25 protein-coding genes are annotated in these 21,324 nt (G+C 66.2%); 24 read left to right on the top strand and 1 reads right to left on the bottom strand.

The genetic code is table 11. The features are described 5' to 3' along the window. From HRL41_RS12010 to HRL41_RS09330, 7 genes are all read left to right on the top strand, one after another. The coding region (locus HRL41_RS12010; RefSeq protein WP_216662631.1) for a hypothetical protein at positions 1–251 on the top strand (251 nt) is incomplete at its 5' end. 138 nt (positions 252–389) lie between these two features. Next, a complete protein-coding gene (locus HRL41_RS09355; protein ID WP_165171700.1) occupies positions 390–578 on the top strand; it encodes an ATP-binding protein in 189 nt (62 codons plus the stop codon). A 34-nt stretch (positions 579–612) separates the two neighbouring features. Further along, positions 613–1,833 (top strand): dissimilatory-type sulfite reductase subunit alpha, encoded by a 1,221-nt coding sequence (dsrA, locus tag HRL41_RS09350; protein ID WP_165171702.1) that lies wholly within the window; start codon positions 613–615, stop codon positions 1,831–1,833. 64 nt (positions 1,834–1,897) lie between these two features. Further along, entirely contained in the window at positions 1,898–2,947 is a 1,050-nt protein-coding gene (dsrB, locus tag HRL41_RS09345) for a dissimilatory-type sulfite reductase subunit beta (RefSeq protein WP_216662633.1), read from the top strand. A 90-nt stretch (positions 2,948–3,037) separates the two neighbouring features. Further along, positions 3,038–4,387 carry a YeiH family protein gene (locus HRL41_RS09340; RefSeq protein WP_165171706.1) on the top strand — a complete coding sequence of 450 codons (1,350 nt, stop codon included), beginning with the start codon at positions 3,038–3,040 and terminating at the stop codon, positions 4,385–4,387. Positions 4,388–4,392: 5 nt separating this feature from the next. Continuing rightward, on the top strand, positions 4,393–4,764 hold the full coding sequence (locus HRL41_RS09335; protein WP_172136652.1) for a hypothetical protein: 372 nt from the start codon (positions 4,393–4,395) through the stop codon (positions 4,762–4,764). Positions 4,765–4,941: 177 nt separating this feature from the next. Beyond that, complete coding sequence (locus tag HRL41_RS09330; RefSeq protein WP_172136650.1) at positions 4,942–5,442, top strand: DVU0298 family protein; 501 nt, start codon at positions 4,942–4,944, stop codon at positions 5,440–5,442. Here HRL41_RS09330 and HRL41_RS09325 read toward each other — a convergent pair. Further along, positions 5,435–6,109 carry a bifunctional precorrin-2 dehydrogenase/sirohydrochlorin ferrochelatase gene (locus tag HRL41_RS09325; protein WP_172136648.1) on the bottom strand — a complete coding sequence of 225 codons (675 nt, stop codon included), beginning with the start codon at positions 6,107–6,109 and terminating at the stop codon, positions 5,435–5,437. The two genes, HRL41_RS09330 and HRL41_RS09325, sit on opposite strands and share 8 nt — an antisense overlap. Positions 6,110–6,290: 181 nt before the next feature. Here HRL41_RS09325 and HRL41_RS09320 point away from each other — a divergent pair, with 181 nt between their 5' ends. The 17 genes from HRL41_RS09320 to HRL41_RS09245 all read left to right on the top strand — a co-directional run bounded on the left by HRL41_RS09320 (position 6,291) and on the right by HRL41_RS09245 (position 21,155). Beyond that, positions 6,291–6,629, top strand: coding sequence for a CGGC domain-containing protein (locus tag HRL41_RS09320; protein WP_172136646.1), 339 nt, complete (start codon positions 6,291–6,293; stop codon positions 6,627–6,629). A gap of 166 nt (positions 6,630–6,795) precedes the next feature. Then, positions 6,796–7,017 (top strand): hypothetical protein, encoded by a 222-nt coding sequence (locus tag HRL41_RS09315; RefSeq protein ID WP_165056485.1) that lies wholly within the window; start codon positions 6,796–6,798, stop codon positions 7,015–7,017. A gap of 154 nt (positions 7,018–7,171) precedes the next feature. After that, positions 7,172–7,612, top strand: coding sequence for a hypothetical protein (locus HRL41_RS09310; RefSeq protein WP_172136644.1), 441 nt, complete (start codon positions 7,172–7,174; stop codon positions 7,610–7,612). After that, positions 7,609–8,598 (top strand): sulfate reduction electron transfer complex DsrMKJOP subunit DsrM, encoded by a 990-nt coding sequence (dsrM, locus tag HRL41_RS09305; RefSeq protein WP_172136642.1) that lies wholly within the window; start codon positions 7,609–7,611, stop codon positions 8,596–8,598. The genes HRL41_RS09310 and dsrM overlap by 4 nt, the downstream gene beginning before the upstream one ends. A gap of 33 nt (positions 8,599–8,631) precedes the next feature. Next, entirely contained in the window at positions 8,632–10,257 is a 1,626-nt protein-coding gene (gene dsrK, locus HRL41_RS09300; protein ID WP_305792297.1) for a sulfate reduction electron transfer complex DsrMKJOP subunit DsrK, read from the top strand. Beyond that, complete coding sequence (dsrJ, locus tag HRL41_RS09295) at positions 10,250–10,657, top strand: sulfate reduction electron transfer complex DsrMKJOP subunit DsrJ (RefSeq protein WP_172136639.1); 408 nt, start codon at positions 10,250–10,252, stop codon at positions 10,655–10,657. The genes dsrK and dsrJ overlap by 8 nt, the downstream gene beginning before the upstream one ends. A gap of 36 nt (positions 10,658–10,693) precedes the next feature. Continuing rightward, positions 10,694–11,476 carry a sulfate reduction electron transfer complex DsrMKJOP subunit DsrO gene (dsrO, locus tag HRL41_RS09290; protein WP_172136637.1) on the top strand — a complete coding sequence of 261 codons (783 nt, stop codon included), beginning with the start codon at positions 10,694–10,696 and terminating at the stop codon, positions 11,474–11,476. Beyond that, a complete protein-coding gene (dsrP, locus tag HRL41_RS09285; RefSeq protein ID WP_172136635.1) occupies positions 11,469–12,686 on the top strand; it encodes a sulfate reduction electron transfer complex DsrMKJOP subunit DsrP in 1,218 nt (405 codons plus the stop codon). Before dsrO ends, dsrP begins: the two co-directional genes overlap by 8 nt. 66 nt (positions 12,687–12,752) lie before the next feature. After that, on the top strand, positions 12,753–13,067 hold the full coding sequence (locus HRL41_RS09280; RefSeq protein WP_165171728.1) for a TusE/DsrC/DsvC family sulfur relay protein: 315 nt from the start codon (positions 12,753–12,755) through the stop codon (positions 13,065–13,067). An 82-nt stretch (positions 13,068–13,149) separates the two neighbouring features. Further along, positions 13,150–14,568: a cobyrinate a,c-diamide synthase gene (locus tag HRL41_RS09275; protein WP_172136626.1), complete on the top strand. Its 1,419-nt coding sequence runs from the start codon at positions 13,150–13,152 to the stop codon at positions 14,566–14,568. Positions 14,569–14,806: 238 nt separating this feature from the next. Further along, a complete protein-coding gene (locus tag HRL41_RS09270; protein ID WP_165171732.1) occupies positions 14,807–16,729 on the top strand; it encodes an NADH-quinone oxidoreductase subunit L in 1,923 nt (640 codons plus the stop codon). Positions 16,730–16,747: 18 nt separating this feature from the next. Beyond that, complete coding sequence (locus tag HRL41_RS12200) at positions 16,748–17,617, top strand: respiratory chain complex I subunit 1 family protein (RefSeq protein ID WP_165171734.1); 870 nt, start codon at positions 16,748–16,750, stop codon at positions 17,615–17,617. 12 nt (positions 17,618–17,629) lie between these two features. Beyond that, on the top strand, positions 17,630–18,073 hold the full coding sequence (locus tag HRL41_RS09265) for an NADH-quinone oxidoreductase subunit B family protein (RefSeq protein ID WP_165056476.1): 444 nt from the start codon (positions 17,630–17,632) through the stop codon (positions 18,071–18,073). A gap of 4 nt (positions 18,074–18,077) precedes the next feature. Further along, the gene (locus HRL41_RS09260) at positions 18,078–18,707 is read left to right on the top strand and encodes an NADH-quinone oxidoreductase subunit C (RefSeq protein WP_172136624.1); all 630 of its coding nucleotides are present in this window, start codon (positions 18,078–18,080) and stop codon (positions 18,705–18,707) included. A gap of 1 nt (position 18,708) precedes the next feature. Then, entirely contained in the window at positions 18,709–19,797 is a 1,089-nt protein-coding gene (locus HRL41_RS09255; RefSeq protein WP_172136622.1) for a nickel-dependent hydrogenase large subunit, read from the top strand. A 6-nt stretch (positions 19,798–19,803) separates the two neighbouring features. Beyond that, a complete protein-coding gene (locus HRL41_RS09250) occupies positions 19,804–20,232 on the top strand; it encodes a 4Fe-4S binding protein (protein WP_172136620.1) in 429 nt (142 codons plus the stop codon). Between the two features lie 260 nt (positions 20,233–20,492). Beyond that, positions 20,493–21,155, top strand: coding sequence for a CDP-alcohol phosphatidyltransferase family protein (locus HRL41_RS09245; protein ID WP_172136618.1), 663 nt, complete (start codon positions 20,493–20,495; stop codon positions 21,153–21,155). Positions 21,156–21,324 lie beyond the last annotated feature (169 nt).

Here is a 21,324-nt window from a genome sequence, read left to right as displayed (position 1 = left end):
AGCTCGTTCGCGCGCCTCGCCCACACGCCGAAGCCACGTCCACGCGGGCGCTCGCGCAGCGCGCCGGCACGCGCCTCGCCCGCGCGCCGAAGCCGTGCCCTCGTGGCGCCTGCGCCCCTGCCCGCGCGCATGTCAGCCCGCGTCTCGCACGCCGTCTTGACGTCAGTTTCCGCACGATTCGTTTTTGCTATGGCAAGCTCTCGCAGGGACCCGAAAAACGCTGTATGAGCTGGGAAAACAACCTGATATAGGCTCAGGCTATCCCCCGATCAAGTCAAAGTATTTTCGCGGCGAGGAGGTTAGTGGTCAAATAGAACCTGTCGTGAAGCCGCGTTTTGTAGACGTGCTGGTAAACGGCGAAAACCGATCAGGGGAAGGGGGTGTAACCGATGTTCATTGTGTCAATTGACGAGGAGGCATGCACTGGCTGTGACTCGTGTGCCGACGGGTGTCCAGCCCACATCCTCGCCTTCAACGGCGAGCACGCGTATGTGGCTGGCGACGAGGCGGAGTGCATGGGGTGCGAGGCGTGCATCTCGGTGTGTCCGAGCGGCGCGATAACCATCATGGAAATGTAGTTCCGCAGTTTTGACTGAAGCAAAAGGAGGGATTATGACTGAAAGCAGCAAGACCCCCCAACTGGACGAGCTGGAAAGCGGTCCGTGGCCAAGCTTCGTGACGGAGATCAAGCGCGCTGCTGAGAAGAGCGAGATGAGCGCCGATCTGCTCGGCCTGCTCGAGCGCTCCTACCACGACAAGATCGGCCATTGGAAGCACGGCGGCATCGTGGGCGTGAAGGGCTACGGCGGCGGCGTCGTCGGGCGCTACACCGACCTGCCCGAGGAGTTCCCGAACGTGAGCGAGTTCCACACGATGCGCATCGCGGCGCCGAGCGGCTGGTTCTACGACACCGACGCCCTGCGCGAGCTGTGCGACATCTGGGAGCGCCACGGCTCCGGCATCACCAACGTGCACGGCTCCACCGGCGACCTCATCTTCCTCGGCACCAAGACCGAGGAGCTCCAGCCCACGTTCGACGAGCTCTCCGAGGCTGGCTACGACCTGGGCGGATCGGGCTCCGACCTGCGCTCGCCGAGCTGCTGCGTGGGACCCGGCCGCTGCGAGTACGCCTGCTACGACACGCTTGACATGTGCTACGACATCACCAACGAGTTCCAGGACGAGCTTCACCGCCCGATGTGGCCGTACAAGTCCAAGATCAAGATGTCCGGCTGCGCCAACGACTGCGTCGCCGCGGCGGCCCGCGCCGACATCTCGGTCATCGGCACCTGGCGCGACGCCCTCACCATCGACCAGGACGAGGTGAAGAGGTACGCCGAGGGCGGTCTTCCCATCCGCGAGGCGGTCGTCGAGAAGTGCCCGACCCGCTGCTTGCGCTACGACCAGGAGACCGGCGAGCTCACCGTGAACGCTGACGAGTGCACGCGCTGCATGCACTGCGTCAACGTCATGGGCCGCGCGGTCAAGCAGGGCAAGGAGAAGGGTGCCACCATCCTGCTCGGCGCGAAGTCGACCATCGTCAAGTCGGCGTTCATGTCCTGGGTGCTCGTTCCCTTCATGAAGATGGAGGCTCCCTATGACGAGTTCAAGGACCTCGTCAACCGCATCTGGGACTGGTGGGACGAGAACGGCAAGACGCGCGAGCGCATCGGCGAGACGGTCTACCGCATCGGCATGGGCAAGTTCCTGCGCGACGTCGGCCTCGAGGCCGTGCCCCAGATGGTCTACCGCCCGCGCGCCAACCCGTACGTGTTCTGGCCTCAGGAGGAGATCTTGCAGGAGGCTGCAGGGCAAGAGGGCGAGCCGGCCTGAGGGCCGCGCGCACCTGAGAACTGATGACGAGCTATTGAGAAAGGCGAGGTGATTCCAAGTGGCAATGATCGACAACGGGCCTCCGGATTTCCGACAGTACCTGCCGAACATCATCAAGGAGAACTACGGCAAGTGGGAGTACCACGAGCATGTGCGCCCCGGCGTGCTCAAGCACGTCGGCCCGGCGGGCGAGCTCTACAGCGTCCGCGCTGGCGAGCCCCGGCTCATGAGCGTCGACGCCATCCGCGACATCTGCGACGTGGCCGACGAGTTCTGCGACGGGCATCTGCGCTTCACGAGCCGAAACAACATCGAGTTCCTGACTCCTGACGAGAGCAAGGTCGAGCCCATCATCGAGCGGTGCCAGGAGCTCGGCTACCCCGTGGGCGGCACGCACCACTCCCTCAGCAACATCGTCCACACGCAGGGCTGGGTGCACTGCCACACGCCCGCGTCTGACGCCTCCGGCATCGTGAAGGCGGTCATGGACGACCTGTACGAGTACTTCGTCACCGACGAGCTGCCCAACAAGCTGCACATCGCCATGGCGTGCTGCCTGAACATGTGCGGCGCGGCTCACTGCAGCGACATCTCCATCGTCGCCATCCACCGCACCGTCCCGCGCATCGACCACGACACGGTGCGCAAGACCTCCGAGATCCCGAGCCTCGTGGCGTGCTGCCCGACGGGCGCCATCCGCCCGGATCCGAAGATCAAGAGCGTCTCGGTGGTGGACGAGCGCTGCATGTACTGCGGCAACTGCTACACCATGTCCCCCGGCATGCACATCATGGATGCCGAGAACGACGGCCTGGCCATCATGGTCGGCGGCAAGGTGTCCACGGCGCGAACCGACCCGAGCTTCTCGCGCATGGTCATCCCGTTCTTGCCGAACAACCCGCCGCGCTGGCCGGAAGTCACCGAAGCCGTGCGCCACATCGTCGAGGTGTGGGCTTCGAACGCCCGCAAGGGGGAGCGTCTCGGCGAGTGGATCGAGAGGATCGGATGGGAGCGCTTCTTCTCGATCTCGGGGATCCCGTTCTCCGACAAGCTTATCGACGACTACATCTTCTCGCGCGAGACGTTCAGAACCTCCTCTGCGTTCAAGTTCTAGCCGCTTGAAGAGGTCTGCCCTGCCGCCGCGACCGCGGCGGCAGGGCCACGCGGGACCAAAACCCATTCATCCTTAAGGAGGGGTGAACAAATGGTTGAAAACACAAAAACGAACGGCGGAGGCCTGCAGAGTCTTTACCTGAAGGAAGACTGGTGGGCCGTCTGGATCGGCTTGGGCCTGGTCATCGTCGCGCTCATCCTGTGCGCGGTGGGGCAGTCCCTCGGGACCATCACCGTGTCGTTCAAGAGCTACGACAGCTTCGCGGCCGTGCCGGGGATGGTCGCGTCGCTTCTGCCTAAGATGCTGTTCCTCTACATCACGCTGGCCGCCATCTTCTCGATCGCCGCGAAGGTCATGCGCTACAACGTCGGCAAGTTCCTCGCGGGCTTCACGCTCCTGTTCGTGATGGCCGTCATCGTCCAGATACTCGGCGCGTGGAACACGGCCAAGACGCTGAACCTCGAGGCTCCCGTGATGGCGCTCATCGTGGGCATGATCATCGGCAACTTCGTGAAGATCCCGGACTGGTTCGAGTCTGCGATGCGCACTGAGTTCTACGTGAAGGTCGGCATTGTCCTCATGGGCGCAACGCTGCCGTTCACGCTGATCTTGGAGTCTGGCCCGGTCGCCCTGTTCCAGGCCACGGTCATCGCCGTCACCACGTTCTTGGTGATCTACTTCGCCGCCACCAAGCTGTTCGGCCTCGAGAAGCCCTTCGGCGCCACGCTCGGCGCCGGCGGCTCGATCTGCGGCGTGTCGGCCTCCATCGCCATCGGCTCGTCGGTCAACGCCAAGAAGGAGCACGTCTCCATCGCCATCTCGATGGTCGTCATCTGGGCCACCATCATGGTGTTCCTGCTTCCCGTGATCTGCCGCCTGCTCGGCCTGTCTGACGGCGCCGCCGGCGCCTGGATCGGCACCTCCGAGTTCGCCGACGCCGCGGGCATCGCCGCCGCGGCCCAGTTCGGTGACGGCGCCACGACCACCTTCACCCTCATGAAGGTCGTCGGCCGCGACATCTTCGTCGGCGTGTGGGCCTTCCTGCTCGCCATCATCTCCGTCACGGTGTGGGAGCGCAAGAAGTCCTCTGACGGCACCGTCCAGAAGCCGGGCGCGGGCGTCATCTGGGAGCGCTTCCCGAAGTTCGTCATCGGCTTCTTCGTCGCGTCGATCATCGTCACCATCGTCCTGGCGACGGCTTCCCCCGACTTCGCCGCCCTGGTCGACTCCGACGCCCTCAAGGCCATCAAGAACCTGCGCGGCTGGGCGTTCGTGTTCTGCTTCCTGTGCATCGGCCTGACCACGCGCTTCAAGGCGCTTGCCGCCACCGGCTGGAAGCCCTTCGCCGCGTTCACCATCGGCGTGGGCGTGAACGTCGTCCTCGGCTTCTTGTTCTCGACGGTGTTCCTGAACGACTACTGGACGGCCGTGGGGATGTAAGAGCCATGTCTGAGCAGAAGGTCAAGGAAACCTGCATACAAGCCGCCTGCTTCTTCCTCCCGTTCTTCGAGGCGGGGGAGTGGCGACGTGGGGAGAAGTCCCCGTGGAAGACGATCAAGAAGGCCGAAGCCACGCCTGATTCGCTTCGCGACCTCGCCTCCTACACGAGCGAGCGCATCTCCCAGAGCGCCCGCGCCATGGAGGCGCTCCTCGCCATCCATGATGACTGGAAGGTCACCATGCGCAAGGACGGCGTCTTCATGGAGACGGTCACCCTGGCCTACGAGGAGATCCTGCCTCAGCTCAAGGAGGCGGGGGTCACTGAGGACGACTTCCAGCTCTACAGCGAGTACACGCGCAAGTGGGGCATGATCTAGCTCGCTGCTCATCGGCTTTCGCAGGCGCAGCCTTCCGGGTCGGGGGCTGCGCCTGCATCTGCCTGCCAGGGGTGGAGCGCCCTGCCTCGCTCGCGCCGCGTGCGGGCGTAGGCTGGTTTTGGGCGCAGGGCGAATCCGGCCGCGAGCGAGGCGCGAACGAGACTTGAAGGAGGCGGCATGTTCACTAAGGACGAGGTGCGCGCGCTGGCGGTGCGCGAGGACTTCGACGGGCTCGTGCAGCTGTTCGACGTCGACGCAGACCGCGTGCGGCGCTTCCTGACGCGCCTCACCTACGCCCCCGGCAGCGACGAGCACGCCGCGGCGATACGCTGCTTCGAGCACCTCTGCGCGCGCCGCTCTGCTGGCGCCGAGGAGTTCTTCCGCGAGACGATGCGGCGGCATGTCTGGGCGATGAACGAGGAGGGGGCGAACGTCGCCTGGTCGGCGCCGGAGATCATCTGCGCGATCATCGCGGGCAACCCTGCGGCCTACGGTGCGTTCTTCTCATACGCGTTCGAGGCGGCCGTCGACGAGCCCACGTTCCAGCCGAGCCTGCTTGAAGGCTGCGCGATGGTGGAACGCGCGGCGCCCGAGCTGGTGCGGGGGCGCGAGGAGGAGATCGCCCGCCTCGCCGCCGCCGTGCGCGGGCAGGGGGAAGGGCGCGGCGGCTTCACGTGAGGTCGGGCGAGCTGTCCGCGCCTCCGCCCTCGACCTGGTAGCGCGCGATGAGCGCGTCGATGAGCGCGGCCGCGCCGGCGAGGTCGCCCGCCTCCACGAGCGCGAGCGCGCGCCCGTCGGTGGCCTTCTCCCAGAAGCCCATGCGCGCCTGCTCCGCTACCGTGGCGTTGACGACGTCGCGCCTGCTCGCGAGCAGGTCGACGTAAGGCGCGTAGGCGTCGCCCAGGCGCTCTTCGATCCTCTCGCGCAGCCGCCGTGCGAGCAGGGGGCTCGCACCCTCGGTCGACACCGACACGGAGAGCCTTCCCTTGCGCATGACCGAGGGGAGGAAGAACGTGCAGAGCTCGGGGCGGTCGGCGACGTTCACCATGAGGCGGGCGCGGGCGGCCTCCTCGAACACGCGGCGGTTCACCTGCTCGTCGTCGGTCGCGGCGAACACGATGTCGGCGGCAGCGAGGTCGGCCTCCTCGAAGGCGCGCGCGCACCAGGCGCAGGCCCCGCCTTCCGCCAGCGCCCGCAGGCCGTCGGTGACCTCGGGCGCCACGACGCGCACCTGCGCGCCGCAGGCGAGGAGCCCCTCGACCTTGCGCTGGGCGACTGCCCCACCGCCCACCACGAGCGCGCGCTTGCCTTCGAGGACGAGCATGACGGGGTAGAGGCGTGGCATGGAAAGCTCCCTTCGCTTGCGCGGGATCGCTGCGCGCTGATTGTAGCACCCACCCCTCATCAGGGGGTTTCCAAGGGGCATCGGGATATTTGATCGCGCGATGCGAACTTTGTATTTTACAGGGCGCGCGCCCTCTCAGCATACTGGGGTAAACCCGCACATCACGGCGAAGGAGGGCCGCATGAAGGTCGGCATCATCCGCTGCAGGCAGACCGAGGACGCCTGCCCGGGAACGAAGTGCTTCGAGGCGATCCGCCTGCGCACCGGCGCGTTCTCCGGCGTCGAGGAGGACGTCGAGATCGTGGGGTTCACCACCTGCGGCGGCTGCCCGGGCAAGAAGGCGGTCTTTCGCGCGCGGGACCTGGTCGCGCGCGGCGCCGACGCCATCGTGTTCGCCTCGTGCATCACGAAGGGCACGCCGATCGGGTACCCCTGCCCCTTCGCTAAGCGGATGATCTCGTTCACGGACGGCAACCTCGACGAGGGCGTGCGCATCCTCGAGCACAGCCACGCCTGGTGAGCACATAACACCAGGTCAGATGGATGTAATCTAGCCATTGCCTTATTTTATGACGGGATGAATTCATAGTATTTTACACGGTTTCGACCGCATGGTTAAATCAGACGTAAGGCGTGTAAAACGCACGTCAAGCAGGCTTCGCGCACAGCGAGAGGGGAGCGTAACCATGGATAAGGGTCCTGCCAATCCTCTGGTCAAAGAGAAGGTCCTCGCGTACCTGGACACGGTCGAGAAGGCGAAGAGCAAGGACATCGCCAAGGCGATCGGCGAGCCGAAGGGCGCCGTTGACCTCGCGGTCAAGGAGCTTGCCTTCGAGGACAAGGTCGAGTACCTCTACATCACCACGACGTTCATCGCCCTCAAGGGCAAGGTCGCGCCGCCCGAGTAGGCGCGCAGGCGCAAAGGTCGGCATACGAGTCGGGGAGCGCGGGGCTTCGGCCTCGGGCGCGCGGGGGCAGGGGATGACGGTGTCTTTCGATCCTTTCGGATCTTTCGGTTCGGGTCAGGAATGCGCAGCGCAGCTCGCAGAGGAGCTGCTCGCGTTGCTTGACCCTGCCGCTTCAAGGGGCGTTGCGACCGCAAGCGCGGGTCGGTATGACAACCCCACGGGCTTTCGCATGCGCCAGGCGGCGGACGACGTCGCCGTCTGGCTGCTCTCAGACGATGACGCGGCAGGCGTCCCGACGTCGGTCGAGGACCTGTGCCGCGTCAAGGCGCTTCAAGACAGCAAACCTTCGAGCGCGCTCAAACCGCTGTATGACTTGAAGCCCCGCGTGCTTGCGTGGCTGCGGGCGCATGAGGCCCCGGAGGCGCTCAACACGCGCGCCGCCGAGCGCGCGGAGCTGGCCTTCCTGCACAGCGTGGACTGCTACCTGCGTTGCCGCGAGGACCTCAACCGCCTCAGGCTCGACGAGGTGAGGCGCGAGACGAAGATGCTGCAACGTCATCTGGACAACCTCGAGCGCGAGAAAGGGATCGCATGAGGATACTGGCCCCCTTCCTTCTGGTCGTGGCGCTGGCGCTTCTCGCCTGGGCCTCAACCGCCTTCCTCCACCTGAACCTGCTGTTCGGCGTCATCATCCCGTACGCGGCGTTCGCCCTGTTCGTCGTGGGGTTCGCCATCCGCGTCATGCGGTGGGGCGCCTCGGCCGTGCCGTTTCGCATCACGACGACCTGCGGGCAGCAGAAGAGCCTGCCGTGGGTGAGGCAGGCCAAGCTCGACAACCCGTCGTCCTATGCGGGCGTGGCGGGCAGGATGCTGCTCGAGGTGCTGTTCTTCCGCTCGCTCTTCCGCAACAGCAAGGCGGAGAAGCGCGACGAGAAGCTCGGCTACGGCTCGGCGAAGTGGCTGTGGCTCGGCGCGCTGGCGTTCCACTGGTCGATGCTCATCATCGTGGTGCGCCACTTCCGCCTGTTCCTCGACCCCGTGCCGGAGCTCATCGGCGTGATCGAGGGCGCTGACAGCGTGCTGCAGATAGGCATCCCGCTGCTCTACATCACCGACGTGGTCATCGTGGGCGCGCTCACCTTCCTGTTCTTGCGGCGCGTCGTGCTGCCGCGCATCCGCTTCGTGTCCTTGAGCATCGACTACTTCCCGCTCTTCCTGCTTCTGGGCATCGCGCTCACGGGCATCGTGCTGCGCTACGGCGTGCGCGTCGACGTGACGGGCGTCAAGGAGGTGGCCATGGGGCTCGTGTCGTTCTCCCCGGTGGCGCCCGAGGGCATCGAGCCGCTTCTGTTCGCGCACCTCTTTCTGGTGTGCGCGCTCATCGTCTACTTCCCCTGGAGCAAGCTCATGCACGCGCCCGGCGTGTTCTTCAGCCCCACGCGCAACCTGGCGAACAACAGCCGCATGGTGCGTCACGTCAACCCGTGGAACTACGACGTGAAGGTTCACACCTACGCCGAGTACGAGCAGGACTTCGGCGAGAAGATGAGGAAAGTCGGACTACCGTTGGATTCGGAGTGATCGCGCATGGCCAAGCAACCGAGCAAGGAAAGCATGCTGGACTACGAGTTGGGGTGTACTCCGCATTCATGGATGGACACGCCGACCGAGTTTCGCGAGGGCATGTACTGCCACGCCGCGAAGCCGAAGAACCTCGAGGTGGTGGGGCTTCCCAACGCGCACGAGTGGTCCTCGTCCGAGGCGGACTGGAACCTTCCCGCTAACTGGAAGGAGATCGTCCTCGAGGGCATGAGGGAGCGCATGGACAAGTACCGCTCGTTCAGGCTGTTCATGGACGTGTGCGTGCGCTGCGGGGCCTGCGCTGACAAGTGCCACTTCTACCTGGGCACGGGCGACCCGAAGAACATGCCGGTGGTGCGCGCGGAGCTCATGCGCTCGGTGTACCGGCGCTACTTCACCACCTCGGGGAAGGTCCTGGGGCCGCTCGTGGGCGCGCGCGACCTCACCGAGGACGTGCTCAAGGAGTGGTGGTACTACTTCTTCCAGTGCACGGAGTGCCGCCGCTGCTCGGCGTTCTGCCCCTACGGCATCGATCAGGCCGAGATCACCATCATGGGCCGCGAGATCCTGAACCTGCTCGGCCTCAACACCGACTGGATCGCGGGGCCCGTGGCCAACTGCTACATGAAGGGCAACCACGTGGGGCTCGAGCCGCAGACCATCCTCGGCAACGTCGAGTTCATGATGGACGACCTCGAGGACGTCACCGGCAGGCGCTTCGAGCCCACGTTCAACCGCAAGGGCGCCGAGATCCTGCTCGTGGTCCCCTCGGGCGACCTCTACGCCGAGCCGGGCACGTTCACCTTCATGGGCTACGTCATGCTGCTCGAGCACCTCGGCATCGACTACACGCTGAGCACGTACGCCTCGGAGGGCGGCAACTTCGGGTTCTTCACCTCCAACGAGATGGCCAAGCGCCTGAACGCCAAGATGTACGCGGAGGCCGAGCGCCTCGGCGTGAAGTGGATCCTCGGCGGCGAGTGCGGGCATATGTGGCGCCTCGTCAACCAGTACATGGACACGTGGAACGGCCCGGCCGACTTCCTCGAGCAGCCCGTGTCCCCCGTCACCGGCACGGTGTTCGCCAACGCGGCGTCCACGAAGATGGTGCACATCACCGAGTTCACGGCCGACCTCATCTACCACGGCAAGCTCAAGCTCGACCCCTCCCGCAACGACCACCTCGTCGTCACGTACCACGACTCGTGCAACACCGCGCGCGCCATGGGCCTGCTCGAGGAGCCGCGCTTCATCATCAAGAACGTGTGCAACAACTTCTACGAGATGCCCGAGGAGACCATCCGCGAGAAGACGCTGTGCTGCGGAAGCGGCTCGGGCCTCAACGCGGGCGAGAACATGGAGCTCAGGCTGCGCGGCGGGCTCCCGCGCGCGGAGGCGGTGCGCACGGTGCGCGACGCCTACGGCGTGAACACGCTCGCGAACATCTGCGCGCTCGACCGCGCGTCGTTCCCGGCGCTCATGGACTACTGGGTGCCCGGCACGCGCGTGACCGGTGTGCACGAGCTGGTGGCGAACGCGCTCGTGCTCGGCGACGACGACCACCGCACGCTCGACCTGAGGCTCGAGGAGCTGCCGAGCGCCCGCGCGGCTGCGGCGGACGATGCGGGCGCGGGCGACGAGGAGGCGAACCATGGCTAGGCGAAAGCTCACCCTCATCTTCATCGGCGTGTTCTGCCTCATCATGGTCGTGCCGTTCATCTTGGGCGCGGGCAAGGCGCAAAGCGCGCCGAAGCTCGACCTCGACACGCCCGAGATCGCGGCGCTCGACGTGAAGGAGTGCATCGAGCCCGTCGAGTACATGCGCAGCTCGCACATGACGCTGCTCGACCAGTGGCGCAACGACGTGGTGCGCGAGGGGAAGACCGCGTACGTGAGCAGCACCGGGCAGGTATACGAGATGAGCCTCGACGACACGTGCCTGTCCTGCCACTCGAACCCCGACCAGTTCTGCGAGTCATGCCATGCGTACTCCAACGTCGATCTGTACTGCTGGGAGTGCCACGGCCTGACCGACGACGGCGTCGTGGGCGAGGGGTAAAGAACAATGCCGGCGAAGAGAGAGCGGGTTGGCTGTATGGAAAGACGGGACTTCATCAAGGCGGGCCTCGTGGCATGCGCTGCGGGCCTGGTGCCCTTGACGGGCTGCGCAGGCGGCGAGGCCCCGGGCGCAGCTCAGGACGCAGCCCAGGGCGCGTCGGGCAAGCGCTGGGCCCTGGTCGTCGACGAGCAGAAGCTCAACCGCGCCGGCGTGCTCGACCGGATCATCGAGGCGTGCCACAAGGCGCACAACGTGCCGGCCGTCGAAGGCGACAAGACCGCCGTCAAGTGGATCTGGCCTGAGGACTTCGAGCACGCGTTCCCCGACATCGCGAGCACGTACGTGAGCGAGGGCGTGGAGGAGATGGCGTTCCCCATGCTCTGCAACCACTGCGAGGAGCCGCCGTGCGTGCGCGTGTGCCCCACGAAGGCCACGTTCAAGCGCCCTGACGGCATCGTGAGCATGGACTACCACCGCTGCATCGGCTGCCGCTTCTGCATGGGCGCGTGCCCCTACGGCGCGCGCAGCCTGAACTTCGACGACCCGCGGCTGCACCTCGCCGAGATCAACCCCGCGTACCCCACGCGGGTGCGCGGCGTCGTGGAGAAGTGCATGCTCTGCTCCGAGCGCATCGACAAGGGGCTGGCGCCCCTGTGCGCCGAGATGTCCCAGGGCGCCATATTGTTCGGGGACTTGAACGACCCCGAATCCGACGTGCGGCGCGCGCTTGCGAAGAGCTTCTCGATACGCCGGCGCGTCGAGCTCGGCACGGGTCCGAGCGTCTACTACATCGTGGAAGGTGGTGAGCAGCGTGCTTGAAAAGGCCTTGCACGGCTCCAAGCTGTACTGGGGGTGGGTCGCCTTCCTTCTGGTGGTCATCGGCGTGGGCATCCTGGCCTACGCGAACCAGATCCAGAACGGGCTGGTGGTCACCGGCATGAGCCGCGACGTGAGCTGGGGCCTCTACATCGCCCAGTTCGCCTTCTTCGTGGGCGTCGCCGCCTCCGGCGTCATGGTCGCCATCCCGTACTACCTGCACGACTACAAGGAGTTCGGGAAGATCGTCATATTCGGCGAGTTTCTGGCGGTGGCCGCGGTGCTCATGGCGATGCTGTTCGTGCTGGTGGACTTGGGCCAGCCCACGCGCATCATGAACGTGATCCTGTACGCCACGCCGCATGCCATGATCTTCTGGGACATGGTGGTGCTGTCATCCTACCTCGTGGTGAACATCCTCATCGGCTGGGCGGCGCTCGGCGCCGAGCGCAAGGGCTTCCCGCCGCCGAAGTGGGCGCACGTGCTGAGCTACGTCGCCATCCCGCTCGCCGTGAGCATCCACACGGTCACGGCGTTCCTGTTCTGCGGCCTGCCCGGGCGCGCCTACTGGATGACCGCCATCCTCGCCGCGCGCTTCCTGTCCTCGGCGTTCGCCGCGGGTCCGGCGCTTCTGATCCTGTTGTGCTTCATCATGCGCAAGTTCACCACCTTCAAGGCGAGCGACAAGGCCATCGACTCGCTCGCGAAGATCGTGTGCTACGCCATGATCCTCAACGTGTTCTTCTTCCTGCTCGAGATCTTCACGAGCTTCTACAGCGGCATCCCGTCGCACACCGCCCCGCTCGAGTACCTGTTCTTCGGGCTTGACGGCGCGGGGAATCTCGTGCCGTTCATGTGGACGGCCGTCGTGCTCGCGTTCGCCGGCATCATCTTGCTCCTGGTGCCGAAGATGCGCACGAACCACCGCGCGCTCATCGCGGCGCTCGTCGCGGTGTTCGTCGCCTGCTGGATCGACAAGGGCCTCGGGCTCGTGCTCGCGGGCTTCGTGCCGAACTCGTTCGAGCAGGTCGTCCAGTACGTCCCGACGCTCAACGAGATCCTCGTGATCGCGGGGGTGTACGGCATCGGGATGCTCGTGCTCACGGTGCTCTACAAGGTGGCCGTGGGCGTGCGCGCGTCGCTCGAGCAGAAGCCGCGGCGCGATGACGGGGCGCGTGCGCGGGCGGGCGAGGAGGAGTGCGCCCTGAGCTGATGTTTCGCCGCAGCCGCGGCTAAACATAGAAGGTACGTACCTGATACCAAGGTAAGGAGGCTGCATATGGCAGAGCTTCAAGTAGGGGATCGCGTCCTGCAACTCGACGAGGACGGCTTCCTCGAGGATCCCTCGCAGTGGGACGAGGAGGTGGCCCACAAGCTGGCGGAGACCGAGGAGGTCGAGCTGACCGACGAGCACTGGGCCGTCATCAACTACCTGCGCGAGTACTACGCGGACTTCGGCGTGGCGCCGATGGTTCGCAAGATGCTCAAGGACACGGGCAAGTCGAACGCGGAGATCTACGAGCTTTTCCCGAGCGGTCCGGGCAAGGGAGCTTGCAAGATCGCCGGCTTGATGAAGCCGACCGGCTGCGTGTAGGTTTGCAGCGACGAGGTGATGGGCATCAAGCTTGCCCATCACCTCTTTTTTTACGCGCAGCTCCGTTCTCAGGAGGCAGCTTATGAGCGAGACGTGCTTCAGCCTGCCGCGCGTCATGGTGTCCGCGTCCCATGGGAAGAGCGGGAAGACCGTGATCACCTTGGGCATCCTGCGCGCGCTCGAGAAGCGCGGGCAGGTGGTGCAGCCCTTCAAGAAGGGCCCGGACTTCATCGACGCCGGCTGGCACGGCGTGGCCGCCCATCGCGCGAGCCGCAACCTCGACGCGTTCTTCATGGACCCGGCCGGCCTGCGCGCCGTCATGCATGAGGCGAGCGCGGGCGCCGGCGTCGCCGTGGTCGAGGGCGCGATGGGGCTCTACGACGGGATGGACGCCGCGGGCAGCAGCTCGTCGGCGGAGGTGGCGAAGCAGACGGCGACGCCGGTCGTCGTGGTGCTCGACGCCACGCGCATGACGCGCACGGCGGCCGCGATCACGCTCGGGCTCATCTGCTTCGACGCCGAGGTGCGCATCGCGGGCGTCATCCTGAACCGCGTGCGCGGCCCCCGGCACGAGCGCGTGATGCGCGAGTCCGTGGAGGCGCGCTGCGGCGTCCCCGTGATCGGCGTGATCCCCGACGACGAGCGCCTGAGGATCGCCGACCGGCACCTCGGGCTCGTGACCTGCCTGGAGTCCGAGGCCGCCGAGGCGCTCTGCGAGGCGGCCGCCGCGCTTGTCGAGGAATGCGTGGACCTCGACGCCCTGCTTGCTATCGCGGCGAGCGCGCCGCCGCTTGAGGCGGCCCCGCACTCCGCGCGCGCCGCGTGCGCAGCGCCGCGCACCCCGCGCGGGGCCTCAGGCCCGCTCATCGCCGTCGTGCGCGACGCCGCGTTCAGCTTCTACTACCCCGAGAACCTCCGCGCGCTCGAGGACGCCGGCGCGCGCCTCAAGTTCGTCGACAGCATGCGCGCCGCGGGCCTGCCCGAGGGCGCGAGCGGGCTGTACGTCGGCGGCGGGTTCCCCGAGGCGTTCGCCGCGCAGATCGAGGCGAACGCCGCCTTCCGCGCAAGCGTGCGCGCGTTCGCCGCGGGAGGCGGCGTGGCGTGCGCGGAGTGCGGCGGCCTCATGTTCTTGGGGCGGCGTCTGCACGCGGGCGGGCGCGCGTACGCGATGGCGGGGGTGCTCGACTGCGACGTGGTGATGGAGCAGGCGCGGCAGGGCCACGGCTACGCCGTCGTATGCGCCACGGACGCGCACCCGTGGCTTCCCGCGGGCACCGTGCTCACCGGGCACGAGCACCACCACTCGCGCGTGGCGGCCGGCCCCGGCGCGCACCGCTTCGCGTACGAGAACGTGCGCGGGCGCGGCGTCGAGCGCGGGCGTGACGGGGTGTGCTCGGGCAACGTCGTGGCGAGCTACCTCCACGTGAACGCGCTCGCCTCGCCGGAGTGGGCACGCGGCTTCGTTCGCGCTGCAGCGGGCGCCCACCGGGCGCAACAATAGCTCTTTTTCATCGCTTACCTGCGGAAACGTAATACCGAGCCGCCGCGCTGAAAACGTCGGCGAGCGGTTTTGCGGCGGCGGCCCGGTATCTTTCACCGAACAAAACACCCCCATGGGGCCTTTTGCGGGGGATGTGATGCGCCCTTTGCTAGAGTAGCTAATTGTTTATGCCCGAATTGACTTCTCCTCGGACACAAATAATCGGAAAAGAAAAGACTAGGATGAAAGGGGAGCCTGCATGGCAATGCTTGGATTTCTCATCGTGTTCCCGCTTGTGGCCGCGCTGCTCCTGATGGTGGCGCGCCAAGACAAGGCGCGGGATGCGATCGTGTGGGCCTCGGCCATCATCATCGGCGTGGCATCCGTGGCGCTGGTGGCCATGAACCTCGGGACCCAGACGGTGCTCTTCGAGTTCTCATCGCCGGTGGTCGACACCATCTGCACGCTTTTGAGCTGCGTCATCGTGGGCGTGATCCTCGCGTTCGCCGTGAAGTACAAGAACGTGTGGGCCGGCGTGCTCGGACTGGCGCAGCTCGCGCTCTCGCTCTACTTCGAGCTGGCGCTCGCGCACGGCATGAGCGTGCCCTACGGCCTCTACGTTGACTCGCTCTCGCTGCTCATGGCGTTCATCATCGGCGTGATCGGCAGCGGCATCTGCGTGTACGCGCTCGGCTACATGAAGGACTTCCAGGCGCACGAGCCCGAGGGCGCGCGCGACCGTCGTCCCACCTTCTTCGCGATCATGTTCGTGTTCCTCTCCGCCATGTTCGTCATCGTGTTCTCCAACAACATGGCGTGGATGTTCACGGGCTGGGAGATCACCACGCTGTGCTCGTTCCTCCTCATCGGCTTCACGAAGACCGAGGAGGCCATCAACAACGCCTTCCGCCAGATCATCATGAACCTGCTCGGCGGCATCGGCTTCGCGGTGGCGCTCATCCTCTGCGCCACGCAGGTGGGGACGCTGTCGTTCTACGAGTTCCTCGTGATCGGCGTGAGCAACCCCGCCATCGTCACGCTCGCCGTGGTGGCGCTCGCGTTCGCGGGCATCACGAAGGCCGCGCAGATGCCGTTCCAGACCTGGCTTCTGGGCGCCATGGTGGCCCCCACCCCCACGAGCGCGCTCCTGCACTCCTCCACCATGGTGAAGGCGGGCGTGTTCCTCCTGGTGAAGCTCTCGCCCATCATGCTCGTGTGCCCTGTTCCCTCGCTCATGGTCATGCTCGTGGGCGCCATCACGTTCCTCCTGTGCTCGTTCATGGCCATCTCGCAGAGCAACGCCAAGCGCGTGCTGGCGTACTCCACCATCGCGAACCTGGGCCTCATCACGGCCTGCGCGGGCGTGGGCACGCCCGAGGCGGTGTGGGCGGCTGAGTTCCTCATCCTGTTCCACGCCATCGCGAAGAGCCTGCTGTTCCTCTGCGTGGGCACGGCCGAGCACCACATCGGCTCGCGCGACATCGAGGACATGGACCTTCTGTTCGAGCGCATGCCGCGCCTCGCCCGCTACATGATGCTCGGCATCATGTGCATGTTCATCGCGCCGTTCGGCATGCTCGTGGCGAAGTGGGCCACGCTCGTGTCGTTCGTCGACATGAACCAGATCGCGCTCATCGTCATCCTGGCGTTCGGCTCGGCGGCCACCTTCATGTTCTGGGCGAAGTGGCTCGGCAAGCTCGCCGGCATCGCGGGCGAGCCCGAGAACGTCGAGCTCACCGTGCACAAGAGCGAGTGGTCGGCCGTGCTGCTCATGGCCGTGCTCCTCGTGGTGTGCTGCGCGCTCCTGCCGCTCATCTCGACGTACATGGTCGAGCCCTACATCGTGTCGATCTACGGCACGCTCGGGCAGGCCGTCTCGGCTGACAACCTGTGGATCGGCAGCATCGCCGTGGCGCTCGTGGTCATCGTGCTGTTCGCCGGCGTGGGCCGCGCGAGCAAGGCGCGCACCGTGGGCGTCTACCTCTCGGGCGTGAGCCGCGACAACGCGGGCCGCACCTTCCAGAACGCGCTCTCGGGCGAGAGCACGGCGACGGTGCGCAACTGGTACATGGAAGGCGTCTTCGGCGAGAAGCGCATCGCGCCCGTCGGCGTGGCGTTCAACACGATCATCATGGTAGCCGCATTCGTCATGGCCGCAATCGGCATGCCGATGATGCTCTAAGGCAGGGGTGTGATACACATGACCATTCTCATTACGCTTATCGGCGCCCTCCTGTTCGCCGTCCTGGCGCCGGTGGTGGGCTGTCTGCTCGCGGGCCTCGACCGCGTCATCTCGGCGCGCATGCAGGGGCGCGTGGGGCCGCCGATCCTCCAGCCGTACTACGACGTGCGCAAGCTCCTGGGCAAGGAGCGCGTGTCGGTGAACTCGGTGGAGGGCACCTACGTCGCCTGCGCGCTCGTGTTCGCCTGCTTGGCCGGCGGCATCTTCTACACGGGCGGCAACCTGCTTTTGTGCGTGTTCGTGATCACGCTCTCGAGCCTGTTCTTCATCATCGCGGCGTACTCCTCCCGCTCGCCCTACGCCGAGGTGGGCGCGGCGCGCGAGACGCTGCAGGTGATGTCGTACGAGCCCATGGTGCTGCTCATGGCCGTCGGGTTCTTCATGGCGTCGGGTTCCTTCGACGTGAGCGCCGTGTTCTCGCTCGACGCGCCCATCGTCACCACGGTGTGGCTCGTGTTCCTGGGCCTGCTGTTCATCCTCACCATCAAGCTGCGCAAGTCGCCGTTCGACCTGTCCATGTCGCATCACGCGCACCAGGAGATCGTGCGCGGCGTGACCACCGAGATGAGCGGGCCTACGCTCGCGCTCGTTGAGATCATGCACTGGTGCGAGACGGTCCTTTTCATGGGCTGGGTGGGCATGTTCTTCGTGTGGGGCAGCCCGCTGAGCGTGCTCGTCGCGGTGGTCGTGGTGCTCGCGGTGTACTTCCTCGAGATCTGGATCGACAACAATTTCGCACGCGTGAAGTGGCAGTTCATGTTGAAGTCGGCTTGGGCGGTGGCGCTCTTGGCGGGCGGCGTGAACCTGGCCGTCCTCATGTTCATCTAGGGAGTGATTGATATGGCTTACGCTTCCAAATCGCCTTGGGTCATCCACTACGACGGCTCGAGCTGCAACGGCTGCGACATCGAGGTGCTCGCGACGCTGTGCCCGGGCTTCGACGGCGAGCGCTTCGGCGTGATCAACACCGGCAACCCCAAGCATGCTGACATCTTCCTGGTGACCGGCTCGGTCAACGCGCAGAACATCGACGTGGTGCGCGAGATCTACGACCAGATGGTGGAGCCGAAGGTCGTGGTGGCCTGCGGCATCTGCGCGTGCTCGGGCGGCATCTTCCACGACTGCTACAACGTCATCGGCGGCGTGGACAAGGCCATACCGGTCGACGTGTACGCCCCCGGCTGCGCCGTGCGCCCCGAGGCCATCATCGACGCCATCGTGCAGGGCATCGGCGTGCTCGAAGAGAAGGCGGCTGCGATGAAGTCCGCCAAGAAGGGAGCTTAGAGACATGCCCCAGTTCAAACAAGACTTCTCGCCGCTTTCCATCGAGGCGATCCACGATACCGCCGCCGCGCGCAAGGCCGAGGGCTTCCGCTACGTGCAGACGCTCGCCGTGAACACCGAGGACGGCGTCGACCTCGTGTACTCCTTCATGAAGGACGGCGCGCTCGACAACGAGGTGGCAAGCGGCGTCCCGCGCGACGCGGTGATCCCGTCGATCACCGACTTGTACCTCGAGGCGTTCGTGTTCGAGAACGAGATCCACGACCTGTTCGGCGTGCACTTCGAGGGCATCGCGATCGACTTCGGCGGCAACTTCTACCACCTCGCCGTGAAGGAGCCCATGACCATCATCTCGCCGGAGCAGAAGGCGGCGCGCGACAAGGCGCGCAAGATCGCCGCGGCGAAGGCGGCCAAGGAGGCCAAGGCGAAGAAGGCGGCCGAGCAGGGCGGCGCCGAGGCGCCCGCGAAGGCGGCCGCGGCCGAGAAGGCCGAGGCGGCTGCCGACGCCGCCGCCAAGGAGGCGGAGCTTGAGGCCAAGCTCGCCGTCATGGACCCGGAGAAGGCCGCCAAGGTGCGCGCGGCCATGGAGGCCAAGGCCAAGAAGGCGGCTGCGGCAGAGAGGAAGGGTGAGTAGCGTGGGCAAGTCAACCATCATCCCCTTCGGCCCCCAGCACCCCGTGCTGCCCGAGCCCTTGCACCTCGACCTCGTGGTCGAGGACGAGACGGTCATCGACTGCATCCCGCAGATCGGGTTCGTGCACCGCGGGCTCGAGAAGCTCGTGGAGACGCGCGACTACAACCAGTTCATCTACGTGGCCGAGCGCATCTGCGGCATCTGCGCCATGGGGCATTCGCTCGGCTACGCCGAGACGGTGGAGGCGCTCATGGGCGTCGAGGTGCCCCGCCGCGCCGAGTACCTGCGCGTGATCTGGCACGAGCTCTCGCGTATCCACTCGCACCTGCTGTGGCTCGGCCTGGCGGCCGACGCCTTCGGCTTCGAGAGCATGTTCATGCACTGCTGGCGCCTGCGCGAGCGCGTGCTCGACATCTTCGAGAAGACGACCGGCGGCCGCGTGATCCTGTCCGTGGTCAGGGTGGGCGGCGTGAACCGCGACATCGACGACGCCATGCTCCGCGAGATCGTGAGCGTGCTCGACGGCATCAAGGGCGACTACGCCAAGATCATGAACACCCTGCTCACCGACACGTCCGTCAAGAACCGCACGGTGGGCGTGGGCGTCATCAGCAAGGAGGCCGCGCTCGACCTCTCGATGGTGGGCCCCTTTTCCCGCGCGTCCGACGTGCCCTACGACGTGCGCTCCTTCGGGCGCGGCGCCTACGGCGACCTGTCGGACTTCCAGCCGGTCACCGACGCGCAGGGCGACTGCTTCGCGCGCGTGAAGGTGCGCTGCCTCGAGGTCCTGCAGTCCATCGAGATCATCAAGGAGCTTGCCGCGAAGATCCCCGCCGGCGACATCTCCGTCGCCGTGAAGGGCGCCCCTGCCGAGGGCGCGCAGGCGTCCAACGTGCTCGAGCAGCCGCGCGGCGAGTGCTACTACTACGCGCGCGGAAACGGCACCAAGTACCTGGAGCGCATGCGCATGCGCACGCCCACCTCGCAGAACCTCGCCGGCATGGCCACGGCGCTCAAGGGCTGCGACTTGGCCGACGTGAACATGATCGTCCTCACCATCGACCCCTGCATCAGCTGCACGGAAAGGTAGGGAACCATGGGAAGCTTTAAACTGGGGGGCATGACGTTCGGCTCGCTGTTCAAGAAGCCCGAGACGACGCTGTACCCCGTTGAGACGAAGCCCGTGCCCGCGGGGCTCAAGGGGCACATCCACAACGACGTGGAGAAGTGCATCCTCTGCGGCATCTGCGCGAAGACGTGCCCGTGCCACACCATCACGGTTGACAAGAAGAACCGCAAGTGGGCCATCGACCCGTTCATGTGCATTCAGTGCTCCTCGTGCGTGTACGCGTGCCCGAAGGACTGCCTGCGCATGCTGCCCACCTGCACGCCGGTGTCGGCCTCGCAGTTCTGCAACGTGTTCGAGGTGCCCGACCCGAAGAACCCCAAGCCGGCTGTCACGCCGAGCTCGCCGGTGAAGTGGGATTTCTCCGAGCCCGACCAGCTCGGCCAGCTCGAGAAGTAGCGGCGCGAACAGAGCGTGCGTGCGCGGGGCCTGCTGCGGCGGGTCCCGCGCACGTTTCTGGGTGGGCACCTCGCCGGGCGCTTCGCTCGGCGTCGCGCGCCTGTGAAGTTTAGCTATTGTTACGCGCCTTGCGTGCGGCGCCTTCGCAGGTCTGCCGGGCTGGCTGCTAGAATACGTACCAGTTGAAGCATACACGCGAGTTGAAGCACACAAGTTGAAGCGGCCGGGCACGTGCCCGGCCTTCGTGGGAATGGGCGAATATGGACCAAGCGCAAAGCGGCAACCAGAGCGGTTCCGAGATAACCGAAGAGGAAGTGACCGACAGGGTGCTCACCCTGCCCAACGTCATCTCCTTCATACGCCTGTGCATGGTCCCGGTCTACCTCGTCCTGCTCCTCTGCGGACATGACGTGGCCGCGACCGCGGTGTTCGCCGTCGCGGCCCTGACGGACTTCGTGGACGGGCAGATCGCGCGGCGCACGCACACGGTCTCGAAGCTCGGGCAGCTGCTCGACCCGGCGGTCGACCGCATCCTCATGGTCACGGGCGTGCTCGGCGTGTTTTTGGTGGGGCGGGTCCCGCTGTGGGTCATCGTGCTCGTCGTCGCGCGCGACGTGCTCCTGCTCGTCGGCGGCTGGTGGCTCATCTCGCGCTACCAGATCCGCGTGCCCGTCATCTACCCCGGCAAGTTCGCCACCACGTTTTTGTTCGTGGGCTTCGCGGGCCTGCTTCTGAACTGGCCGCTCGTGCCGGGCCTCGGCGTGTGCGACCTGCCCTGGCTGCCGGGCTTCACCGACGCGGCCGTCTCATGGGGCATCTGGTTCGTGTACGCGGGCCTCGTGCTCGCCATCGGCACCACCGTGTACTACTGCGTCACGGCGCTCAAGATGCTGCGCGCCGCGCGCGCCCAAGCAGGGGAGTAGCCGGTGGGCGAGGGTCGGAACAACGAGCCGCGCCGCCGCGAGGGCACGCCGCGGCGGCGCGAAGAGGCGCCCCGCGCCGCATACGGCATGCGGGGCGCGAGCGACATGAAGGGCGCACGGGATGCGAGCGGCATGAAGGGCGCGGGCGCTGCGGGCGCGGGCTCGCAGC

This window comes from Adlercreutzia sp. ZJ473 (assembly GCF_013185065.1).
Lineage (GTDB): Bacteria > Actinomycetota > Coriobacteriia > Coriobacteriales > Eggerthellaceae > CAAEEV01.
Note: the sequence above shows the minus strand (reverse complement) of the source record. Positions and strands in the feature narration are given on the sequence as shown.

Bases quoted from the DNA above. Each gene is read 5' to 3' on its own strand.
- HRL41_RS09315 (WP_165056485.1), top strand. From the start codon at position 6,796: ATGGATAAGGGTCCTGCCAATCCTCTGGTCAAAGAGAAGGTCCTCGCG.
- HRL41_RS09245 (WP_172136618.1), top strand. From the start codon at position 20,493: ATGGACCAAGCGCAAAGCGGCAACCAGAGCGGTTCCGAGATAACCGAA.
- dsrB (WP_216662633.1), top strand. From the start codon at position 1,898: ATGATCGACAACGGGCCTCCGGATTTCCGACAGTACCTGCCGAACATC.
- dsrA (WP_165171702.1), top strand. From the start codon at position 613: ATGACTGAAAGCAGCAAGACCCCCCAACTGGACGAGCTGGAAAGCGGT.
- HRL41_RS09340 (WP_165171706.1), top strand. From the start codon at position 3,038: ATGGTTGAAAACACAAAAACGAACGGCGGAGGCCTGCAGAGTCTTTAC.
- HRL41_RS09335 (WP_172136652.1), top strand. From the start codon at position 4,393: ATGTCTGAGCAGAAGGTCAAGGAAACCTGCATACAAGCCGCCTGCTTC.
- HRL41_RS09325 (WP_172136648.1), bottom strand. From the start codon at position 6,109: ATGCCACGCCTCTACCCCGTCATGCTCGTCCTCGAAGGCAAGCGCGCG.
- HRL41_RS09280 (WP_165171728.1), top strand. From the start codon at position 12,753: ATGGCAGAGCTTCAAGTAGGGGATCGCGTCCTGCAACTCGACGAGGAC.
- HRL41_RS09270 (WP_165171732.1), top strand. From the start codon at position 14,807: ATGGCAATGCTTGGATTTCTCATCGTGTTCCCGCTTGTGGCCGCGCTG.
- HRL41_RS09330 (WP_172136650.1), top strand. From the start codon at position 4,942: ATGTTCACTAAGGACGAGGTGCGCGCGCTGGCGGTGCGCGAGGACTTC.
- HRL41_RS09265 (WP_165056476.1), top strand. From the start codon at position 17,630: ATGGCTTACGCTTCCAAATCGCCTTGGGTCATCCACTACGACGGCTCG.
- HRL41_RS12200 (WP_165171734.1), top strand. From the start codon at position 16,748: ATGACCATTCTCATTACGCTTATCGGCGCCCTCCTGTTCGCCGTCCTG.
- HRL41_RS09275 (WP_172136626.1), top strand. From the start codon at position 13,150: ATGAGCGAGACGTGCTTCAGCCTGCCGCGCGTCATGGTGTCCGCGTCC.
- HRL41_RS09320 (WP_172136646.1), top strand. From the start codon at position 6,291: ATGAAGGTCGGCATCATCCGCTGCAGGCAGACCGAGGACGCCTGCCCG.
- dsrO (WP_172136637.1), top strand. From the start codon at position 10,694: ATGGAAAGACGGGACTTCATCAAGGCGGGCCTCGTGGCATGCGCTGCG.
- HRL41_RS09260 (WP_172136624.1), top strand. From the start codon at position 18,078: ATGCCCCAGTTCAAACAAGACTTCTCGCCGCTTTCCATCGAGGCGATC.
- dsrJ (WP_172136639.1), top strand. From the start codon at position 10,250: ATGGCTAGGCGAAAGCTCACCCTCATCTTCATCGGCGTGTTCTGCCTC.
- dsrM (WP_172136642.1), top strand. From the start codon at position 7,609: ATGAGGATACTGGCCCCCTTCCTTCTGGTCGTGGCGCTGGCGCTTCTC.
- dsrK (WP_305792297.1), top strand. From the start codon at position 8,632: ATGCTGGACTACGAGTTGGGGTGTACTCCGCATTCATGGATGGACACG.
- HRL41_RS09355 (WP_165171700.1), top strand. From the start codon at position 390: ATGTTCATTGTGTCAATTGACGAGGAGGCATGCACTGGCTGTGACTCG.
- HRL41_RS09250 (WP_172136620.1), top strand. From the start codon at position 19,804: ATGGGAAGCTTTAAACTGGGGGGCATGACGTTCGGCTCGCTGTTCAAG.